General features: G+C 36.9%; 19 protein-coding genes and 1 pseudogene. 10 read left to right on the plus strand and 10 right to left on the minus strand.

Annotated features, from left to right (window positions below; translation table 11 throughout):
* Nucleotides 1–12 precede the first annotated feature (12 nt).
* The 3 genes from AB1279_RS04340 (at nucleotide 13) to AB1279_RS04350 (ending at nucleotide 2,642) form a co-directional block, all read left to right on the plus strand.
* Nucleotides 13–1,626, plus strand: coding sequence for an APC family permease (locus tag AB1279_RS04340; RefSeq protein WP_429757957.1), 1,614 nt, complete (start codon nucleotides 13–15; stop codon nucleotides 1,624–1,626).
* Nucleotides 1,627–1,803: 177 nt separating this feature from the next.
* Complete coding sequence (locus AB1279_RS04345; RefSeq protein ID WP_429757958.1) at nucleotides 1,804–2,307, plus strand: DinB family protein; 504 nt, start codon at nucleotides 1,804–1,806, stop codon at nucleotides 2,305–2,307.
* An 80-nt stretch (nucleotides 2,308–2,387) separates the two neighbouring features.
* Nucleotides 2,388–2,642: a hypothetical protein gene (locus AB1279_RS04350; RefSeq protein WP_429757959.1), complete on the plus strand. Its 255-nt coding sequence runs from the start codon at nucleotides 2,388–2,390 to the stop codon at nucleotides 2,640–2,642.
* An 84-nt stretch (nucleotides 2,643–2,726) separates the two neighbouring features.
* Here AB1279_RS04350 and AB1279_RS04355 read toward each other — a convergent pair whose 3' ends face one another.
* Nucleotides 2,727–3,842, minus strand: a complete 1,116-nt coding sequence (locus AB1279_RS04355; protein ID WP_429757960.1) for an aminopeptidase — start codon at nucleotides 3,840–3,842, stop codon at nucleotides 2,727–2,729.
* A gap of 185 nt (nucleotides 3,843–4,027) precedes the next feature.
* Here AB1279_RS04355 and AB1279_RS04360 point away from each other — a divergent pair, with 185 nt between their 5' ends.
* The 6 genes from AB1279_RS04360 to AB1279_RS04385 all read left to right on the plus strand — a co-directional run bounded on the left by AB1279_RS04360 (nucleotide 4,028) and on the right by AB1279_RS04385 (nucleotide 9,108).
* Nucleotides 4,028–4,531, plus strand: a complete 504-nt coding sequence (locus AB1279_RS04360) for a DUF948 domain-containing protein (RefSeq protein WP_429757961.1) — start codon at nucleotides 4,028–4,030, stop codon at nucleotides 4,529–4,531.
* 1 nt (nucleotide 4,532) lies between these two features.
* The gene (gene ytxJ, locus AB1279_RS04365; protein WP_429757962.1) at nucleotides 4,533–4,859 is read left to right on the plus strand and encodes a bacillithiol system redox-active protein YtxJ; all 327 of its coding nucleotides are present in this window, start codon (nucleotides 4,533–4,535) and stop codon (nucleotides 4,857–4,859) included.
* A 225-nt stretch (nucleotides 4,860–5,084) separates the two neighbouring features.
* Nucleotides 5,085–6,155, plus strand: coding sequence for a bifunctional 3-deoxy-7-phosphoheptulonate synthase/chorismate mutase (locus tag AB1279_RS04370; RefSeq protein ID WP_429753555.1), 1,071 nt, complete (start codon nucleotides 5,085–5,087; stop codon nucleotides 6,153–6,155).
* Between the two features lie 388 nt (nucleotides 6,156–6,543).
* On the plus strand, nucleotides 6,544–7,542 hold the full coding sequence (gene ccpA / locus AB1279_RS04375; protein ID WP_336481993.1) for a catabolite control protein A: 999 nt from the start codon (nucleotides 6,544–6,546) through the stop codon (nucleotides 7,540–7,542).
* 355 nt (nucleotides 7,543–7,897) lie between these two features.
* On the plus strand, nucleotides 7,898–8,170 hold the full coding sequence (locus tag AB1279_RS04380) for a DUF3917 domain-containing protein (protein ID WP_429753556.1): 273 nt from the start codon (nucleotides 7,898–7,900) through the stop codon (nucleotides 8,168–8,170).
* 305 nt (nucleotides 8,171–8,475) lie between these two features.
* Nucleotides 8,476–9,108 (plus strand): DUF2306 domain-containing protein, encoded by a 633-nt coding sequence (locus AB1279_RS04385; RefSeq protein ID WP_429757963.1) that lies wholly within the window; start codon nucleotides 8,476–8,478, stop codon nucleotides 9,106–9,108.
* A gap of 187 nt (nucleotides 9,109–9,295) precedes the next feature.
* Here the strand turns inward: AB1279_RS04385 and mscL are convergent, their stop codons facing one another.
* The 3 genes from mscL to AB1279_RS04400 form a co-directional block, all read right to left on the minus strand.
* Nucleotides 9,296–9,694 (minus strand): large conductance mechanosensitive channel protein MscL, encoded by a 399-nt coding sequence (gene mscL / locus AB1279_RS04390; RefSeq protein ID WP_429757964.1) that lies wholly within the window; start codon nucleotides 9,692–9,694, stop codon nucleotides 9,296–9,298.
* Between the two features lie 203 nt (nucleotides 9,695–9,897).
* Nucleotides 9,898–10,638, minus strand: coding sequence for a C39 family peptidase (locus AB1279_RS04395; protein ID WP_429757965.1), 741 nt, complete (start codon nucleotides 10,636–10,638; stop codon nucleotides 9,898–9,900).
* 244 nt (nucleotides 10,639–10,882) lie between these two features.
* A complete protein-coding gene (locus tag AB1279_RS04400) occupies nucleotides 10,883–12,298 on the minus strand; it encodes an FMN-binding glutamate synthase family protein (RefSeq protein WP_429757966.1) in 1,416 nt (471 codons plus the stop codon).
* A 270-nt stretch (nucleotides 12,299–12,568) separates the two neighbouring features.
* On the opposite strand from AB1279_RS04400, the gene AB1279_RS04405 reads away from it, so the two are divergent.
* On the plus strand, nucleotides 12,569–13,315 hold the full coding sequence (locus tag AB1279_RS04405) for a YqjF family protein (RefSeq protein ID WP_429757967.1): 747 nt from the start codon (nucleotides 12,569–12,571) through the stop codon (nucleotides 13,313–13,315).
* Between the two features lie 9 nt (nucleotides 13,316–13,324).
* On the opposite strand, the pseudogene AB1279_RS04410 reads toward AB1279_RS04405, so the two are convergent.
* From AB1279_RS04410 to AB1279_RS04435, 6 genes and pseudogenes are all read right to left on the minus strand, one after another.
* Nucleotides 13,325–13,720, minus strand: a pseudogene (locus AB1279_RS04410) (alpha/beta fold hydrolase); the annotation flags it as partial.
* Complete coding sequence (locus tag AB1279_RS04415) at nucleotides 13,720–14,577, minus strand: alpha/beta fold hydrolase (RefSeq protein WP_429757968.1); 858 nt, start codon at nucleotides 14,575–14,577, stop codon at nucleotides 13,720–13,722. The gene AB1279_RS04415 and the pseudogene AB1279_RS04410, both read right to left, overlap by 1 nt.
* Before the next feature lie 19 nt (nucleotides 14,578–14,596).
* Nucleotides 14,597–15,073, minus strand: coding sequence for an N-acetyltransferase family protein (locus AB1279_RS04420; RefSeq protein WP_429757969.1), 477 nt, complete (start codon nucleotides 15,071–15,073; stop codon nucleotides 14,597–14,599).
* Nucleotides 15,074–15,540: 467 nt separating this feature from the next.
* Nucleotides 15,541–16,707 (minus strand): acetoin utilization protein AcuC, encoded by a 1,167-nt coding sequence (locus tag AB1279_RS04425; RefSeq protein WP_429757970.1) that lies wholly within the window; start codon nucleotides 16,705–16,707, stop codon nucleotides 15,541–15,543.
* On the minus strand, nucleotides 16,704–17,348 hold the full coding sequence (locus AB1279_RS04430) for an acetoin utilization AcuB family protein (protein WP_429757971.1): 645 nt from the start codon (nucleotides 17,346–17,348) through the stop codon (nucleotides 16,704–16,706). The genes AB1279_RS04425 and AB1279_RS04430 overlap by 4 nt, the downstream gene beginning before the upstream one ends.
* Nucleotides 17,349–17,364: 16 nt before the next feature.
* A complete protein-coding gene (locus AB1279_RS04435) occupies nucleotides 17,365–17,997 on the minus strand; it encodes a GNAT family N-acetyltransferase (protein ID WP_336481983.1) in 633 nt (210 codons plus the stop codon).
* Nucleotides 17,998–18,162: the final 165 nt, after the last annotated feature.

The following is an 18,162-nucleotide window of genomic DNA, read 5'->3' on the forward strand; positions in this document are numbered from 1 at the left end:
AGAGATTAAAGTATGGCAAACAAAGGCAAGTTTAAAAGAGAAATATCACTATTGGATTTAGCCTTTATTGGTTTTGGATCTATGTTTGGATCAGGATGGTTGTTTGCTGCTAGCCATGTTTCAGGAATAGCAGGTCCAGCGGGAATTATTTCATGGGTAATTGGTGGAATCGCTATTTTTTTATTAGGACTTGTATACTGTGAACTTGGGGCATCACTTCCAAGGGCTGGAGGAATTGTTCGCTATCCTGCTTATTCACATGGTCCTATACTTGGATATTTATTAGGATTTATTACCCTTATTGCATTTTCAAGTTTAATAGCAATTGAAGTAGAAGCGGCTAGGCAATATGCTGCAGCTTGGTGGCCGAGCTTGACGAAAGAAAATTCTACTTTGCCGACTATAAGTGGATGGCTTATGCAATTTGGGTTGCTCGTCATTTTCTTTCTGTTAAATTATTGGAGCGTAAAAACATTTGCTAAATCGAATTTAATTATAACCATCTTTAAATTTTTTGTACCAGCACTAACAATCATTGTATTGTTAATGCATTTACATGGTGATAATTTTTCAAGTGCTGGTTTCGCGCCGTTTGGATTTTCTGGTGTACAAGCAGCTATTTCTGCAGGCGGTGTTATTTTTGCTTATTTAGGACTGACACCTATTGTATCAGTTGCAAGTGAAGTGAAAAATCCACAAAGAACGATACCAATTGCTCTTATTTTGTCTGTGATCTCTTCATTGATTGTTTATGTTCTTTTACAAGTTGCTTTTATTGGAAGTATTCCAACTGAAATGCTTAGCCAAGGTTGGGCGGGAATTAGTCATGAATTTAGTTTACCATTTAAAGATATTTCCGTTCTGTTAGGATTAGGGTGGATGGTCTATTTTATCGTTTCCGATGCCATTATATCACCGAGTGGAACGGGGAATATTTATATGTCCGCTACCCCTCGTGTTGTATATGGCTGGGCTCAAAGCGGAACCTTATTTAAAGTATTTTCTAAAGTTGATGAAAAATCAGGCATACCAAGACCTGCACTTTGGCTTACATTTGTTCTTTCTGTTTTCTGGACATTACCGTTTCCTTCATGGGAAGCATTAATTAATGTTGTTTCTGCAGCGCTTGTATTAAGTTATGCTCTCGCACCGATTACAACGGCGGCGCTTAGAAAACGGGCTCCTGAGCTAAACCGTCCGTTTTGGGTAAAAGGGATGTCAATCATTGGACCACTTTCATTTGTCATTGCATCATTAATTGTTTATTGGTCTGGTTGGAAAACACTTTCTTGGTTATTATCTTCACAAGTTATTATGTTTGTAATTTATCTATGTTGCAAAAAATGGGCACCAACTTCACAAGTATCTTTTGCCCAGCAAATCAAGTCATCGTTATGGCTCGTTTTTTACTACATTGCCATAATGGTTGTGTCATACTTCGGTATGTTTGGTGAAGGAAAGGGATATTTAACGAATTCAACAGATTTGATAGCGGTTAGTATTGTTTCCTTGATTAGCTATTACTGGGCGGTTCATACTGCTTTACCTATTGTAGATTTGGATGACGAAGATGAAGTGGAAAGCACTGATTATTTACAGATAGAGAATACTACAATTAGTAAATGACATCTAGTTTTTGCGAAAAATAGAACCGTAGAAAAGGAAGGAGCGTCTAGAGAAACGCTTCTTTTTTTCTGAATTTACCGACAATTAGTGGTATAATCTGGATAAGTACGGTTACTATAATCATTTCCTATATATTTTGTGTTTTGGTGGAATGTAGGGAAAAGGGAGATGTGAAATATGATAAATTCCACATTAGAAATGTATGACTACCATGTATGGGCGAACCAAAAAATGATTGATCGATTAAAAGAACTGTCCCAGGATGTTTACACCAAGGGAATGCAGAGTATTTTTCCTTCTATATCAAAAGCGTTATCTCATATTTATCTCACCGATTACTTATGGTTAGATGTGATTTCTGGTAAAAGTATGAATGAAGCATTTGAATTAGTAAATCAATTAATAGAGCAAACAGAGTCAAAAAGTATTGAGGAAATAGAGAGCAGCTTTTTCGATTTATCGAAGAGATATAAAGCCTTTCTGAGTGTTCAGGAAGATATAGAAAAAGTAATTGTAGTTGATAATCCATATGCTGGTTTACTTACAACTTCTATTTCTGAATCTATATTACACGTTGTTACTCATGGATCTTATCACCGCGGTAATATCGCAGCTATGTTACGACAACAAGGTCACGCTTCCGTTATGCAAGATTACGGTCTTTATTTATATAAGAAGTAATCATCTATTAGGGAAAATGAGTACCTTTATTTTGTATTTAGCTTGTAATGTAGAAGAAAGGGAGAAATGAATATGAATTCTTGGGTTATAACAGCATTTGTTTTTTCGGTATCATTTATATTTCAGATCATATCAATCAAATTAATAAAAGAGTAAAACGAACAGAAAATCAATTAGAGCAAATAGCTAAACAATTGGGTGTTCCAGAGCATGTAAGCAATGAAGAAATCCGTCAGTTGGTTAAAGATGGAAAGAAAATTAGAGCGATTAAGAAAGCACAAAAAGATTTAGGATTATCATTACGTGAGTCTAAAGATTATATTGATTCTTTATAATACACATAATTTCCGCTAACGAACCTCATGTTAAAAACTAAAAACAAAAGTGAGCACAATAACCTGTGCTCACTTTCTCTATCCTTATTTTAAGTTCTCTGGGTTTAGTGCTTCTAGTTCAGGTACAACGAAGCGGCCATCTTTACGGATTAATACATCGTCGAAATAAATTTCTCCGCCGCCGTATTCAGGGCGTTGGATGCATACTAAATCCCAGTGGATGTTAGAGTTGTTGCCGTTCCATGCATCGTCGTATGCTTGTCCAGGTGTGAAGTGGAAGCTGCCGTCGATTTTCTCATCGAATAGAATATCGCCCATTGGGTGTAAGATGTATGGGTTTACGCCAATTGCGAATTCACCAACGTAGCGTGCGCCTTCATCTGTATCAAAAATTTTGTTAATGCGTTCTGTATCGTTTGCAGTTGCTTCAACGATTTTACCGTCTTTGAATGTAAGTTTTACATTTTCGAACATGTAACCGTTGTACGGAGATGGTGTGTTGTAAGAAACTGTACCGTTGACAGAATCGCGAACAGGCGCAGAGTATACTTCGCCGTCTGGAATATTTAAGTGACCAGCACATTTAACAGCCGGAATATCTTTAATTGAGAATGTTAAGTCAGTTCCAGGACCAACAAGACGTACTTTGTCTGTTTTGTTCATTAACTCAACAAGGTTGTCCATCGCTTTATCCATTTTAGCGTAGTCTAAGTTACATACGTCAAAGTAGAAGTCTTCAAAGCCTTCTGTGCTCATTTTTGCAAGCTGTGCCATAGAAGCGTTTGGATAACGAAGTACAACCCATCTTGTTTTTGGAACACGAATGTCTCTATGTACTTTTTTACCTATTGTGTTTCCATAAATTTTCATACGCTCGCTTGGAACGTCAGCTTGTTCATTTACGTTATCACCAGAGCGAAGGCCGATATAAGCATCCATATCTTTCATTACGCTTGCTTCATACGCAGCAATTTGCTCGAAGTGTTCTTCAGTTGCGCCCATCATTAAAGAGCGGTCTACTTGATGATCTTTTAATAGTACGAATGGATAACCACCAGCTTCATATGCAGCTTTTACAAGTGCTGTTACAAGCTCTTTTTGTAAGCCGAAGTTTTCGATTAATACTTTTTCGCCTTTTTGTAAACGAATAGAGTAATTAATTAAATTTTTTGCTAATGTTTCAATACGTGGGTCTTTCATATGTAAAGCCTCCCTTATATATGTATCCTTCCTTATTGTAACCTACTTATGCGAATTTGTTTAATAATTTATGTTGTATTTGCCAAACAAATATGAAAATTAACACGAAATATGGAACAATTAGAATGAAACGGAAAATGATTGTATAATAGGAGTAAGCATAAAAAGATAAAGGAGTGATTCGTATGCAAATTCTTTTATACGTCAGTGTAGCCATTATCGCAATTGCGTTTGCCGTACTAGTTGTATATGTATGTAGAACATTAGTATCTGTACAAAAAACGTTAGAAAATGTAGCAAGTACGATGGAAGGTCTTCAAAAACAAATGCAGGGGATTACAGTGGAGACAGAGCAGCTTCTTCATAAAACAAATGCATTAGCAGAAGATATTCAAAAGAAATCACAGTCGTTAAATAAAGTTGTGGAAGGTGTAGAGGGAATTGGAACAACGATTCATTCTTTAAACACAAGATTACGCGGCGTTTCTGATTCTGTTGCACATCAGGTAGAAAATAATGCAGATAAGGTAGCACAAGTGGTGCAATGGAGTAATGCAGTTATTGATGTGTACAATCGCTTTCGTGCCAAAAAGAAAGAGGATGTAGTAGAGGAGTTTGAAAAGCCAGAGAAAAAAACGAAGAAGGAAAAGAAATTACCGCGACTTCCGGTTCGAATGAGAGGCGAATGAAATGAGCATGACGAAGATTGAAACAATGGAGCAATTTGAAGAAGTAACAGCAAGTAAAGAGCCATATATCTTGTTTAAACATAGTACAACATGTCCAATTAGCCACGGTGCTTTCACGGCATTTCAAGAATATCGCAGTAAGGAGCAAGCTGTACCGGCATATTATTTATATGTGCAAGAGGCACGTCCTATTTCCAATAAGATTGCCGAGCATTTTGAAATTAGACATGAATCACCGCAAGTATTATACATAAAAGATGGTAAAGTGCTATGGCATGCATCACATTGGAACATTACAGAGCAGGCTTTACAAGAGAATATTAAATAAGGAAAAGCAAGCGAATACGCTTGCTTTTTTAATTTTTCGAAAATAACATTGACGGGCTATACAATTTACGATTAAATTAAGAAAAAATAACGATTCCATAAGCAGTCTAATACGAAGTGTATGAAGTGACATCTGCATATGTATCATATATAATAAGTTATCTTATTAACAATAATTATACTTTTTATTAGTATACATATAAATTTTGAAAGAGGTGGCGTGACTATGGCATCACAGGAGTTAGACCGTTTACGTTCTCAAATTGATGAAAAGAACTTACAAATTTTAAAATTGTTAAATGAGCGCGGTCGTCTTGTACAAGAAGTTGGCAAATTAAAAGAAGTACAAGGTGTGAAACGTTTTGATCCAGTACGGGAGCGCAAAATGCTTGATTTAATTTCAGAAAACAATGATGGGCCATTTGAAACATCAACGCTTCAACATTTGTTTAAACAAATTTTTAAAACAGGTTTAGAACTGCAAGAAGATGATCATCGTAAAGCGCTTCTCGTATCACGTAAGAAAAAGTCGGATGATACAATTGTCGATATTAAAGGTGAAAAAATCGGTGATGGCAATGCTCATTTTATTATGGGACCATGTGCAGTTGAGAGCTATGAGCAAGTTCGTCAAGTAGCGAAAGCCATGAAAGAACAAGGATTAAAACTAATGCGCGGCGGAGCGTTTAAACCGCGTACATCACCATATGATTTCCAAGGTCTTGGTGTTGAAGGGCTGAAAATTTTACGCCAAGTAGCAGATGAGTATGATTTAGCTGTAATTAGTGAAATTTTAAATCCAAATGATATTGAAATGGCGCTTGATTACGTAGATGTAATTCAAATTGGCGCGCGCAATATGCAAAACTTTGAGCTGTTAAAAGCAGCTGGTTCTGTCAATAAGCCGGTATTATTAAAACGAGGATTATCCGCAACGATTGAAGAGTTTATGTACGCGGCAGAATATATTATTGCACAAGGGAACGGCGATATTATTCTATGTGAGCGCGGCATTCGTACGTACGAGAAAGCAACTCGAAATACATTAGATATTTCTGCTGTACCAATTTTAAAGAAAGAAACGCACTTGCCGGTTGTTGTTGATGTAACACATTCAACAGGACGCCGTGATTTATTGTTGCCAACTGCGAAGGCAGCGATGGCAATTGGCGCAGATGCGATTATGGCAGAAGTGCATCCTGACCCAGCTGTAGCACTTTCTGATTCAGCGCAGCAAATGGATATTCCGGAATTTAATGCATTTATGAACGAATTGAAAGCATTTCGTATGAGATAAAGTGAAACTTCCTTTTGGAGCGCTCTTCTCCAAAAGGTTAGTTGAACCAATCGGGATCTTACAGACGGTTTGTTATTACTTCGTAGCTAAGCACCTTACCGACTGTTAGAGCGGGATAAGAATGGCTTCAAAATCTATGCAGCTGAATGCTGCATAGATTTTTTTCTGGAAAATAAGTATTTTTCTATCTAAAATATGAAAATATAAGAAAAGGAATGATTTTTTTCGAAACTTTTTCGGGAAAATATTGTCTCAATCCTTATTTGTATCGTATCATTAGTAAAAGGGCTCGGGAGTGACATCTTCAAGTAGAGTTGATGTCTTTTTTTCATTCAAGTTAACTTGTACATATTATATAGATGAATTTTATAAAGGAGTGTGTGAAAAGATGAACGTAACAATATATGATGTAGCGCGCGAAGCAAATGTCTCGATGGCAACAGTATCACGTGTTGTGAACGGCAATCCAAATGTAAAACCGACAACAAGAAAGAAAGTACTAGAAGCAATTGAGCGTCTTGGCTACCGTCCAAATGCAGTAGCACGCGGATTAGCAAGTAAGAAAACAACAACAGTAGGGGTTATTATTCCAGATATCTCTAACACGTTTTATGCAGAACTTGCACGCGGTATTGAAGATATCGCAACAATGTACAAATATAATATTATTTTAAGTAACTCTGACCAAAACAAAGAGAAAGAGTTCCATTTATTGAATACAATGCTTGGGAAGCAAGTAGACGGCATCGTATTTATGGGAGAAGATATTACAGACACTCATGTAGAAGAATTTAAAAAATCTCCTGTTCCAATCGTACTTGCAGCATCGTTTGATGAGCAAAATATAACACCATCTGTAAATATTGATTACACACAAGCAGCATATGATGCAATGAAGCATTTCTTAGGGCAAGGTCATACACGCATTGGTTTTGTATCTGGTCCTTATGTTGATAAAGCAGGCAGCGCAAAAAAATTACAAGGATATAAACAAGCATTAGAAGAAGCAGGTATTGCTTACGACGAAGAGCTTGTTGTAGACGGTGATTACACATACGATTCAGGTATGGAAGCATTAGATAAACTATGGGAACTTGCTGAAAAGCCAACAGCAGTATTCGTATCCTCTGATGAAATGGCATTAGGCGTAATTCACGCAGCTCAAGATAAAGGTCTAAATGTACCAAATGATTTAGAAGTACTTGGTTTTGACAATACACGTCTTGCACTTATGGTACGTCCACAACTTTCAACAGTTGTACAGCCGATGTATGACATTGGAGCAGTTGCAATGCGTTTACTAACAAAATACATGAACAAAGAAACGGTGGAAGATCATACGGTAATCTTACCGCACCGTATTCAGTTTAGAGACTCAACAAAGTAATAAGAAGAAAACTCGTGGAAGTATAACCACGAGTTTTTTTATTTTAGAAAGAGTTCAATAGTCACTGTAACATTTGTTTTTAGAGGGAAATTTCGCTTTACCACTATTTCTAATGTATAATGAGTATAAAGTGAAACTTCCGTCGGCGGGGACGGGCTTCATCCCCCGCTGACGGTTAGTTGAACCAATCGGGCTTTTACGGGCAGTTATCTCCCACCTATCTTCTTTGCTTCTCTCTGAACCTTTGAGGTGGGGGGCTTACTGCCCGTTAATGCGGGATAAAGTGAAACTTCCGTTAGTGGGAGATCTTACTGCCCGCGAATAGCGGGATAAAACTATGTGAGGGGGAGATGAAATGATAATTCTTTGGGGAATTACGCTTTGTGTGACGGCTATATTCGCTTATATGACGTTAAAGCAGAGTGGTATGAGACGCTTTATTCCCGGTAGTGTTTTGGCAGGGATAGCCCTAATCACATACGTTACTTCGATTTTTTTAGAAAGCGCTGGACAACAAATACATGCGAACTTTGTGTTTTTTTCCATTACATTATTTGTAGGCGCTATTATTATTTTACTTGTTGCAGTTATTATTTTGTTTATTCATACAAATTCAGAAATGTTATAAAGTGAAACTTCCATCAGTGGGAGTTTTTTCATTGCTTTCTCTGCATCTTGAGGTTTTATATTGGGAAGTTTGACAAGAGGGTAAAACGTTAGTAATTACTGCAACCTTTTTCAGATTGCGGAGAAACTACAACGGTATAAGCGGCGAAATCCGCTTTTTTATTATTTATACCGAAAAAACCACCATTATCTATACGGATTGTAGGTGGGGGATAAATGGTTATTTTTTGAAGACAACGATTGAATTCTATGCTATTCACATTCTATATTACATATATATGATAAACAGGAGGGGATATATATAACATGAGTAAGAAAAAATGGTTTCTGGGTTGTCTTGGATTATTTGCCCTCTTTTTTGCATGTTATGTCGTTATACAATATTTTGTTATAGGGCCAACCGTTTCTCCTTTTGTAAAAGGTAAAACAAATGACTTCTTTTTTTTCCCCTATCATCCTTGGATATATCTCTTATATGTTCATATTATTTTTGGACTCATCGCTTTACTGCTTGGACCTCTTCAATTTATTCATAAAATTCGGCAAAAGAGTATAAACACACATAAACTCATAGGGAAAATATACGTGTTATCTATTTTCATTTCCTCTTGCATTGGTTTATATTTATCCTATTATGCGACAGGAGGGTGGGTTAGTGTCATTGGATTTTATTCTTTGACAGTAGCTTGGATGTATACAACAGTAGTAGGATTTCTCATGATACGAAAAGGAAACATCAAAAAACATAAACAGTGGATGATGAGAAGTTATGCAGTTACACTTACCTTTGTTACATTTCGCATTTGGAGTTTGCTTGTACTATTGATTACCCAGGAACGTGGTGTGCTATATGGTCTTACCATTATTTTTTCTTGGGTACTCAATCTTTTGATAGTGGAATGGATGTTTTTCAAAACATTGAACGGGTGCAAGAGATAGCTGAACAGCTTTGTGTTAATAACAATAACGATGAAAAAGAGCATTGATGTCAATTCAATGCTCTTTCTACTGCGATTTATTGGGTTAATTTACTACTATTTATATTGATATTTAATTTCAATTAAATATCTTTCCCTCTGAAAAGAGAACCCGTTAATCTATGCCCGCTCTCTTTTTGTCTATTTTATTATGCATTGTCTCTTGATGCGTTTTGCTGTTTCAATAAATCACGAATTTCTGTAAGAAGTACTTCTTCTTTTGTTGGTGTAGGTACTTCCTCTTTCTTCTCTTCTTCTTTTTTGAATGCTAGTTTATTGAATAGTTTAATGAATAAGAAGATGGAGAATGATACGATTAAGAAGTCAAAGACTGTTTGGATGAATTTTCCGTACTCTAAAGAAGCCTTACCAACTTTAAGGCTTAGTCCTGTAAAGTCAACGCCTCCAATTAGTATTCCAAGTAAAGGTGTCATGATATTCTTTACTAATGAATCAACGATTTTTCCAAAAGCAGCACCGATAATAACCCCGACAGCTAAATCGATAACATTCCCTTTTAAAGCGAACTTTTTAAACTCGTTCCACATATATAATTCTCATCCTTTCCACGATTATATATAAAATTATGAGTTCTATCTCATACATTGTATATAGATTTAAGGTAGAAATAAAGAGTAAAAGGGAATGAAAGTAAATTCAGGAAACTGAATGCGTTTTCCTTTTTTGTGAGCTTCTGGAAAGATAACAAAAAGAAATGTGCTTTTAAAGGGCACATTTCTTTTTATATTTGTTAACGATACGACAGAGCCTGCTTCTCTAACGCATCCCAAGATTGAATAAACGTTTTTTTGTTTACCTTCAGTGCTTTTTTCTCAGTTAAAGGATCATTAATATAAACGTATCCATTTTCAAAACCTACGAGTACAACAGCGTGTAAATCTAGAGGAGCTGTAATGTTTTCGTTTCCATGTTTCCAAGACGCCCATTTGTCAGGAAGTTTGTAATCCCCTGTTGTCCAAACTACGACAGGTTTACCTATGTTGACTTGAGCTAGCACATTATCAAAAGATTTCCCTGTTAAATTTACTGTGCGATTTGGAAGATAATGTTCCATTAATTGTTGCAATGGTTCAACGTAAACAGCATATCCTATAGTTTTCCCTGTTATATCTCCAACGAACCCTTCTTTAGGGTTTCCCCATTGAAGAATATCCCCGTCTTTGCTGATAGACAACGAATCATTGTCTTTTTTGATATTGTTTGCTAATTGCATTTTATCGACTTTCACGCCAGCGTATTGCAGTACCATCGCTAAGCTCGTCACTTCACAGCCGAATTTTAGCTCGGGTTTTTGAGGTATGAGCGGTACATCTAAAATCGCCTTTTCTTGTTTTGGAGGAGTTGAAAATGGCAGTGGTTCGTTCTGGTGCGATGAATATTTTACATTTTTCGTTAATTCAGCTTCTTCATGTTTTTCAGCAAAAGCCTGTTTAGTAGACCAGCCTGTTATAATTACAAATAGGACATACAAAATTAGAAATCTTTTTATAGCCTTCACCTTCTTTATGTAGTGCCATATATGGTGTAATGATAGCGTTTTTTATTAAGTTCTTTCATTTCTCATGAAAATATTCAAAAGATAAAGGATTCCGTTTAAGAGTAAAAAAAAGAAATTTCCATCGGTGAGAGGAGGAAGAACCTCTCTACTGATAGAAGTTTCTCTTTATTAATGAAGATGTAATTTGAAAATATAGTTAGTGTTTCAATCATAGCATTTATTTCTGTATTTGCTTGTCTTCCCAAGGTTCAAATGAAAACGGGATCCCAACCATTTTCGCAGTTAACTCATCATACGATACTAAATCTTTTTTTGACAATTCTTTTAAGGATCGTTTTCCCATTGCTCTTAATGCCATTTTTATTTCTTCTATACTTGCGGTTAAAAACTTTTCAGCAGATTTTACCCCATCCTCGACATTAAATTGATCCTTGAATTTCCCGTTATACCAAATAACTTGTGTCGGCGGCTCAAAAGGAAGTGCATTGAAGGATTGAGTATGAGAGAGAGAAAATAACATTGAAGAGCCAAGATATACGGCATCAGCGCCGAGTGCGAGCACCTTCAAAAAGTGTCCAGGGACTAAAAGTCCTCCGGAGACAATTAAACTTATTTCTCCTTTCTTATTTCTTTTTTCTAAATGATTCACAGCGCGAACGACTGCATGTAATGTTGGGATACCAAAATCATCGCATAAAATAGGCGGAGCCTCTTTCATCGCTGCTTGTCCTCCGTCAATTGCGATAAAATCAACACCTTGGTCAATTAAATGATCAATATCTTCTTCAATTTTGCCACCCGCTCCTATTTTCACACCAATGGGGACACCGCCAGATAAATTTCTTAGTTCCTCAACTAGTTCTTTTATGTCCTTTAATGTTTGATTCTCAAAAAAATGTTCAAAAATCACGGCATCCTCATTTTCCTTAAGCCCCATCACCTCGCGAGCGCGCCCTGTTAAATCTTTAGGTGGGATTTTCTTACCCATCCCGACTAGTGCACCTTGGCCGAGTTTAATTTCAATCATGTCAGCACGCTTAATTAATTCTTTTTCCTTTGCCCATGCTGTTCTTGAAAACTGTAAAATATACTTCCCGGCTGCGCTTAACTCTTCAGGTAAGATTCCTCCTTCACCAGAATTAATCGCTGTTCCTGCATTTTTAGCTGCTTCTGCTAGTGAAAGCCTTGCTTGTTCACTAAGACCTATTCCATAGCCCATACCACTGATCATTAGGGGGATTTGAATTTCTAGTGGTTTTTTTGCTTTTGGTCCAATCGTTATTTTTACATCGACTTCTTCTTCACCATCAACTGGAAATGGTGTCGTTTGAGCAGGAATAAAAGTTATCGGGTCCAAATGCGGCCAATTTTTTGAAGAGCCAGCAAGTGGTCGCTGAAGGACGCTGCCTGTTTCTGAACGTAAGCTGTTTTCTAGCATATTTTGGATACCCATATGTCTTAGACCGGGCATCAATTCTATAAGATTTTCTTGATAACTATCAGTTAAAATGATTTTTCCAAACCTCTTGACGATTAGTTTTAAAATCCAACGCCAACCAATAAGTATGAATAATAATAGAAAAAATACAATGGATAACATTGCAAACGCTACATAAATAAAAATGTTCGGCATATTCACTTCTCCACTATTGTATAAATTAAACAGTCGTCATTACCATTATTCCCCAAGGAGAAATAATTATCATTTTATATGAAATTACTCTTAGCTACATCAAGGAAAGGAAATATAAAAGGAGTCGGATTGAAGTTTTCTTTAACGGAAAGACTATAAAAGGATCTTCAAAATTGTACAACAACCAGCATTGATTTTTTAACGTAGCTTAGTCGTATATATTTTCTACGGCTTTAGGTGCTGCTAGCTAGTAAGAAGGAGGTCATTTTCATGAACTTATTAAATGATATCATTCATCGCCCCTTTCCATTACCTTCGAAAAAGTGGATCATGCGACAAACATGGCGGGATCTATTTTTTCTCCATTGGCCTATTCGACCGGAAGCACTCCGTCCACATATACCTGCCCCCTTACAAATTGACACCTTTGAACACTATGCTTGGTTAGGAATTGTTGCATTTGTTATGGAGGGAATTTATCCTCGAGGGTTGCCATCTATTTCAATAACTCCTAAATTTTCAGAAGTCAATGTAAGAACGTATGTTCATTATAATGGTAAACCGGGTGTCTATTTTATGTCTCTAGACGTCGAGAACTGGGCTTCTTATACAATTGCAAAGAGATGGTACCGTTTACCGTACTATCCCGCACAGATTTCTTTTCAAAATGAAGATAAAACTATTCATTGTCAAAGTATTAGAAAAGGTAAAACAAATACTCAAGTAACATTTAGTGGATCGTTCATGCCTTCACAAGAAGTGAATTTTGCTAATACAGGAACGATAGATCATTGGCTCACAGAGCGATATTGCTTATATAGTGCTGATAAAAGAGGTAACATCTATTGTGGGGAAATCCATCATAGTCCTTGGCCGTTACAAAAAATAGAGACAGAAATCGGGATGAATACACTTTTTTCTCCTTTTCATAGTGAGCTTTCTAAAGAAAAACCGATATCTCATTTTTCAAAAGGGATTGATTCGTTTATATGGAATATTAAGAAGATGCATATTTAGTGGGGAAAATAATGGTGGGAATTGCAGAAGTAACGTTTCTACTTGGTTTGGATAAGCTAACGCATATTCCAAACTAAGTTGTCCGCCAAAAGAATAGCCAAGTAGATGGAATTTGGGAATCTGCAGAGCTTCCCTTAGTTTTTCAAGATCATCGACTAGAATAGCGATAGAGTAATCTTCTGTATTTTCGGGAGGATCAGAACGTCCGCATCCACGTTGCTCATAATAAATGACAGTTGTAAATTCCTCTAGTTTTGGACCAATTGTTCGCTCAAATACATAATGATTTCCTCCTGGCCCGCCGTGAATAACAATAATTGGTGTTGTCTCGTGCTGGGCACCAGCAACTTTGCACCAATGACGAATGTGATTAACCGTTATGAATCTCACCCCATTTTGAAGCATTATACTTTTCCACTTCCTTCTTTCAAAGAATGATAGAACCCTGTAATAACAGATGAAAATTTCTCTTTCTCTTCTAAAAAGGGATAATGATTGCTGTGTTCAAAAGGAATAAAAGAAGAGTTTCGAATACCTTGATGTATTTGTAGGGACGATGCAATAGGACATTGAACATCGTGTTTTCCACAAATGATTAACGTTTTTGTTGTTACGCTAGCAAGTTGTTCTCTTAAATCAAAGCTACGAAATTCTTTTGAAAAATAGTTCATACGGCTTGCGGCCATCGTCTTATGAACCGGTTTTGAAAAGTATGTTTCATATTGTTCTGGATGATATAAAGATAATTTCGTGCGTTTGATTGATAAAGTATGTCTTTCTTCTTTCGTAAGATGCGGCAGTTTTAAATCTTCAATGAGTTGCTGCATATATGCAAACTGAGGATGATCCGGATGGTAAATGCAATCTTTCGTTTTTGTGTAATCACTAGTAGCAGCGCCAACTACTATTAAAGATTGTAATAATTGCGGATAGTTTATAGCGTACATCAGCCCAAGCATGCCGCCGGTAGAGTGCCCTGCAAAATGCCATGATGGAATGTTCAGCGCTTCTCGAATTGCTTCTAGGTCTTCAACTGTTTCTTTCATGCTTAATTCTTCTTCTTTACAAGCAGTTACTGAATTGCCTGCTTCTTTTAAGTTAATTAATATAACTTTATGTAAGGATGTGAAGCTATCGGCAAAATAATCACCTGTTTCATTAAACTGTGAGTAAAGGTGTGTCACGCAAAGAGGCTCTCCGTGTCCTTTCGTAAATAGTTCAAATGTTCCTCGCTCTGTATGTATAAGTTGTTGCTTCCACATGGAAGTATCTCCTTTCTTTTTAGAGTGCCTTTTCCATAACTACAGTTTTTACAGAAAAACCATTTAGATTTGTTACAGTTTCTTCTTTTACGATGTTGTAACTAAGTGTTTCATACAATCGAATATTTTTAGAGAGTGCCGTACGAACTCTACATATCATTTTGCTTTTGTCATGCTCTTTTGCATAGTCTTCAAGCCATCTTAACATCTTTTTAGCGATACCTTTCCCTCGTGCTGTAGGAGAAATGGATAAACGTGAAAAATGAAGGGAGGTTTGATTCATTTTAAACCTTGCTGAACCGGAAGGGAGACCATTAACAAAACAGAGTAACGCTTGCTCATGTCCATTTTGTAATGAATGTTGTATAGAAGATACGGTTTCATGGATTGCGCTTGAGGGAACTTCTAAATTTCGATATTCTTCAAAAGCTTCTAACATGATTGCATGAACCAACGCGGCATCTTCTTTGTCTGCTAATCTAATCATTACTTCCATGTGTTCCACTCCTCGAAATTGTCTTTTTAATTAAATTTATATAAGCTCATTTTGATTTTTCAACATACAATTCGCTGTCACGCAGAACAAAAAGTGACCAACACTCGCTTTCTCCTTTTGTTTTAACCCTTGCATGTGGCAGAAAAAGGCCCTGACCGCTTCTATGCATGGCCAGATGCTCTCGTCCAGCTAAAAAGAAAGGGGTTTTATGTCGGTTTTTCAACTTGTATATATACACTCCTTGAAACAGTTAATAATATTAGAATAGGAGGCACACCTCCTATTCTATATAAACCCATTTTAATGTTCGGACACATAAGTCACTGTTATGTAGAATACACTATGATCGCTACTTGCTTGCTCCCTCCCTTTGTTTTAACCCTTGTATGTGGCAGGAAAAGGCCCTGACCGCTTCTATGCATGGCCAGATGCTCTTGTCCCCCCTAAAAAGAAAGGGATTTTTAATTTTAATATAAAACTTTTTTCATATTATTCCGAATTATTTCTAGGCATTTTGTTACAGTTAATTCGTTCTTTTCTTCAATTTCTTGTTTGCGTGGAATTGGTTTATACATGTTGTCTGGGTCTTCCCAGGTGAGTGGGAGAGTTGTTTGAGCTTGTCCTTTCCAAGCTTCAATCCATTCTGGAGGGAGATAACCTGAGATGTTTTGGATGTTATTCATTTCGAGCCAAATGAGTGCCCAAGCTCTTGGAACGACGCGCCACATATCATAACCGCCGCCACCGACTGCAATCCAGCGGCCGTTGCAATATTCATGAGCAATTTCATGAGCAAGTCTTGGGATTTCACGGTAAATTTGTATCGTTGAACAAAGATGTGTTAGAGGGTCATAATAATGAGCATCAGCTCCGTTTTGCGTTAAGATGATATCTGGTTTGAAATAATCAGCGACTTCACGAATAACAGTGCGATATGCATGTATAAATGATTCATCTTCTGTAAAAGCATCAAGAGGAACATTAAAAGAATAGCTGTATCCATTCCCTTGACCACGTTCGTTTACAGCACCTGTTCCTGGAAATAAGTAACGCCCTGTTTCATGCAAGGAAATTGTGCATACGTTAGGATCATCATAAAAGGACCACTGCACACCATCACCATGATGAGCGTCTGTATCAATGTATAAAACACGAAGACCGTATTTTTGCTGCATATATTTAATGGCAATGGAGCTGTCATTATAAATACAAAAGCCAGATGCTTTGCCGCGAAAGCCGTGATGTAAGCCGCCTCCTAAATTTAGAGCATGCTCTGCTTTTCCTTCAAGGATTGCATCGACCGCAGTTAATGTCCCTCCAACAAGAAGGGCGCTTGCTTCATGCATATTCGCAAACATTGGCGTATCTTCTGTTCCGAGACCGTAGGACATTGCGATTGATTTTTCCAGCGTTCCTTCTCCAGCACGTTTTACCGCATTTATGTACTCCTCTGTATGAATTAAAGCAATTTCTTCATCTGTTGCGATTCGAGGTGTAATGACTTGTGAAGGCTGTATGAATCCTCCTTTTTGGAGCAAATCATACGTCAGCTTTACGCGAAGCTGATTAAAAGGGTGATCAGGACTAAAGGAATAGCCCTGATAATCTTCTGAGTAAATGAATACATTTTTCATGTTCCCATCCCCGCGATATTCGGCCATAACACACGGTAGCCTTTTTGTTCTAGCTCTTCAATTGCTTTAAGAGGATTCATTGTTTGAATGCGGAAAACAAGAACTTTGTCGCTCTCTTCTTTTGCTGGATAAACGAGAACGCTCACAATGTTAATTTTCAGTTCACTAAAAACTGCAACAACTTTTCCAAGAATACCAGGTTCATTTTTTATTTGAATTTCAACCTGTGAACTTGGTTGATGAGCACCTGTTAATTTAACAAGCGTATGCAGTACAGTCGATTCTGAAATAATACCGACAAGCTTACCACTTTTTGTAACGGGAAGACAGCCAATTTTATTTTCAAAAAATAACGTGGCGATTTCTTCAACGAAGTCAAGAGGGTGACATGTCATAACGGGATGTTTCATAATACGTTCAATCGGTTCTTTAAGAGCATCCTTTGAAACGTGTTCATCAAGAATAGATGGACTTGCATCTCGAACGTCACGGTCGGAAATAATTCCAACGACTTCATATTTTTCATTTACAACTGGAATGTGACGGATGCTTTTTGCTGCTAATGTTCGTAAGGCTGTTTCAATCGTGTCAGTTGGGCGCAGCGCTGTTACATTTTGATTCATAATTTCTTCAACAATCATGATGTAATCCTCCCTTTTAGTACATGAAACGATTCTGGAAGCGTAAGCGATCAAACTTTTGAATGGATTGTGGATCAATGCGTTTTCCAATGCGAACCATTAAGCAGTTTGCCGGATGCGAACAAATTTCAGGATCATCTGTTGCCATCCATTCAAGCCCGCCAGCATTCATCATTTTTTCCATTACTTTTCGATATTCCCAAACATTTAAGCCGGTTTGTTTTAAATCCCAGTGCCAATAATACTCAGTTGTTAAAATAATATAATCTTCCATATGATCATCCATCATAGAAACTTCTAATAAGTTCTTTCCAACAGCACATCCGCGAAAATCTGATGCGACTTCAATGGCACCAAGTTCGATTAAATCGTCCATTTTCCCTTCAGACCATCTCTCAAGCGGATCAGGATATAAATAGGTTACATAGCCAATAATTATTTGTTCATGACGAGCGATAATGATGCGAGCTTCAGGTAACTTGGAAATTTCGACAATTGCTTTATATTGCTGATCGGCAGGTCGAAAGGCAACTAGATCAGGATGAAACTCATACATTTCTAAATTATGCGTTTTGACAGGACCTTCAATAATTAAAGTTCCTTTCGGCGTTTTCAAGTTTCTTACGTTGTATACTTTACTATGAATCAATTTTAGGCTCACCACCTTCAGAGCTTTGTGAATCTACTATCTATTTTCATACTACTGTACTCAGTATGCGATGTGAATCGAAATTTGTCAGTAAAAATTTGTGCGAAATTTGTAAAAAATACTGAAAATTATAAAAAATATATTTATAATAAATACATAGAGTAC

Source organism: Bacillus sp. S14(2024) (assembly GCF_050473785.1).
Classification (GTDB): Bacteria; Bacillota; Bacilli; order Bacillales; family Bacillaceae_G; genus Bacillus_A; species Bacillus_A yunxiaonensis.

Excerpts from the sequence above, each read along its gene's own strand:
- AB1279_RS04340 (WP_429757957.1), top strand. The coding sequence starts at position 13 with ATGGCAAACAAAGGCAAGTTTAAAAGAGAAATATCACTATTGGATTTA.
- AB1279_RS04345 (WP_429757958.1), top strand. The coding sequence starts at position 1,804 with ATGATAAATTCCACATTAGAAATGTATGACTACCATGTATGGGCGAAC.
- AB1279_RS04355 (WP_429757960.1), bottom strand. The coding sequence starts at position 3,842 with ATGAAAGACCCACGTATTGAAACATTAGCAAAAAATTTAATTAATTAC.
- AB1279_RS04360 (WP_429757961.1), top strand. The coding sequence starts at position 4,028 with ATGCAAATTCTTTTATACGTCAGTGTAGCCATTATCGCAATTGCGTTT.
- ytxJ (WP_429757962.1), top strand. The coding sequence starts at position 4,533 with ATGAGCATGACGAAGATTGAAACAATGGAGCAATTTGAAGAAGTAACA.
- AB1279_RS04370 (WP_429753555.1), top strand. The coding sequence starts at position 5,085 with ATGGCATCACAGGAGTTAGACCGTTTACGTTCTCAAATTGATGAAAAG.
- ccpA (WP_336481993.1), top strand. The coding sequence starts at position 6,544 with ATGAACGTAACAATATATGATGTAGCGCGCGAAGCAAATGTCTCGATG.
- AB1279_RS04380 (WP_429753556.1), top strand. The coding sequence starts at position 7,898 with ATGATAATTCTTTGGGGAATTACGCTTTGTGTGACGGCTATATTCGCT.
- AB1279_RS04385 (WP_429757963.1), top strand. The coding sequence starts at position 8,476 with ATGAGTAAGAAAAAATGGTTTCTGGGTTGTCTTGGATTATTTGCCCTC.
- mscL (WP_429757964.1), bottom strand. The coding sequence starts at position 9,694 with ATGTGGAACGAGTTTAAAAAGTTCGCTTTAAAAGGGAATGTTATCGAT.
- AB1279_RS04400 (WP_429757966.1), bottom strand. The coding sequence starts at position 12,298 with ATGCCGAACATTTTTATTTATGTAGCGTTTGCAATGTTATCCATTGTA.
- AB1279_RS04405 (WP_429757967.1), top strand. The coding sequence starts at position 12,569 with ATGAACTTATTAAATGATATCATTCATCGCCCCTTTCCATTACCTTCG.
- AB1279_RS04415 (WP_429757968.1), bottom strand. The coding sequence starts at position 14,577 with ATGTGGAAGCAACAACTTATACATACAGAGCGAGGAACATTTGAACTA.
- AB1279_RS04420 (WP_429757969.1), bottom strand. The coding sequence starts at position 15,073 with ATGGAAGTAATGATTAGATTAGCAGACAAAGAAGATGCCGCGTTGGTT.
- AB1279_RS04425 (WP_429757970.1), bottom strand. The coding sequence starts at position 16,707 with ATGAAAAATGTATTCATTTACTCAGAAGATTATCAGGGCTATTCCTTT.
- AB1279_RS04430 (WP_429757971.1), bottom strand. The coding sequence starts at position 17,348 with ATGATTGTTGAAGAAATTATGAATCAAAATGTAACAGCGCTGCGCCCA.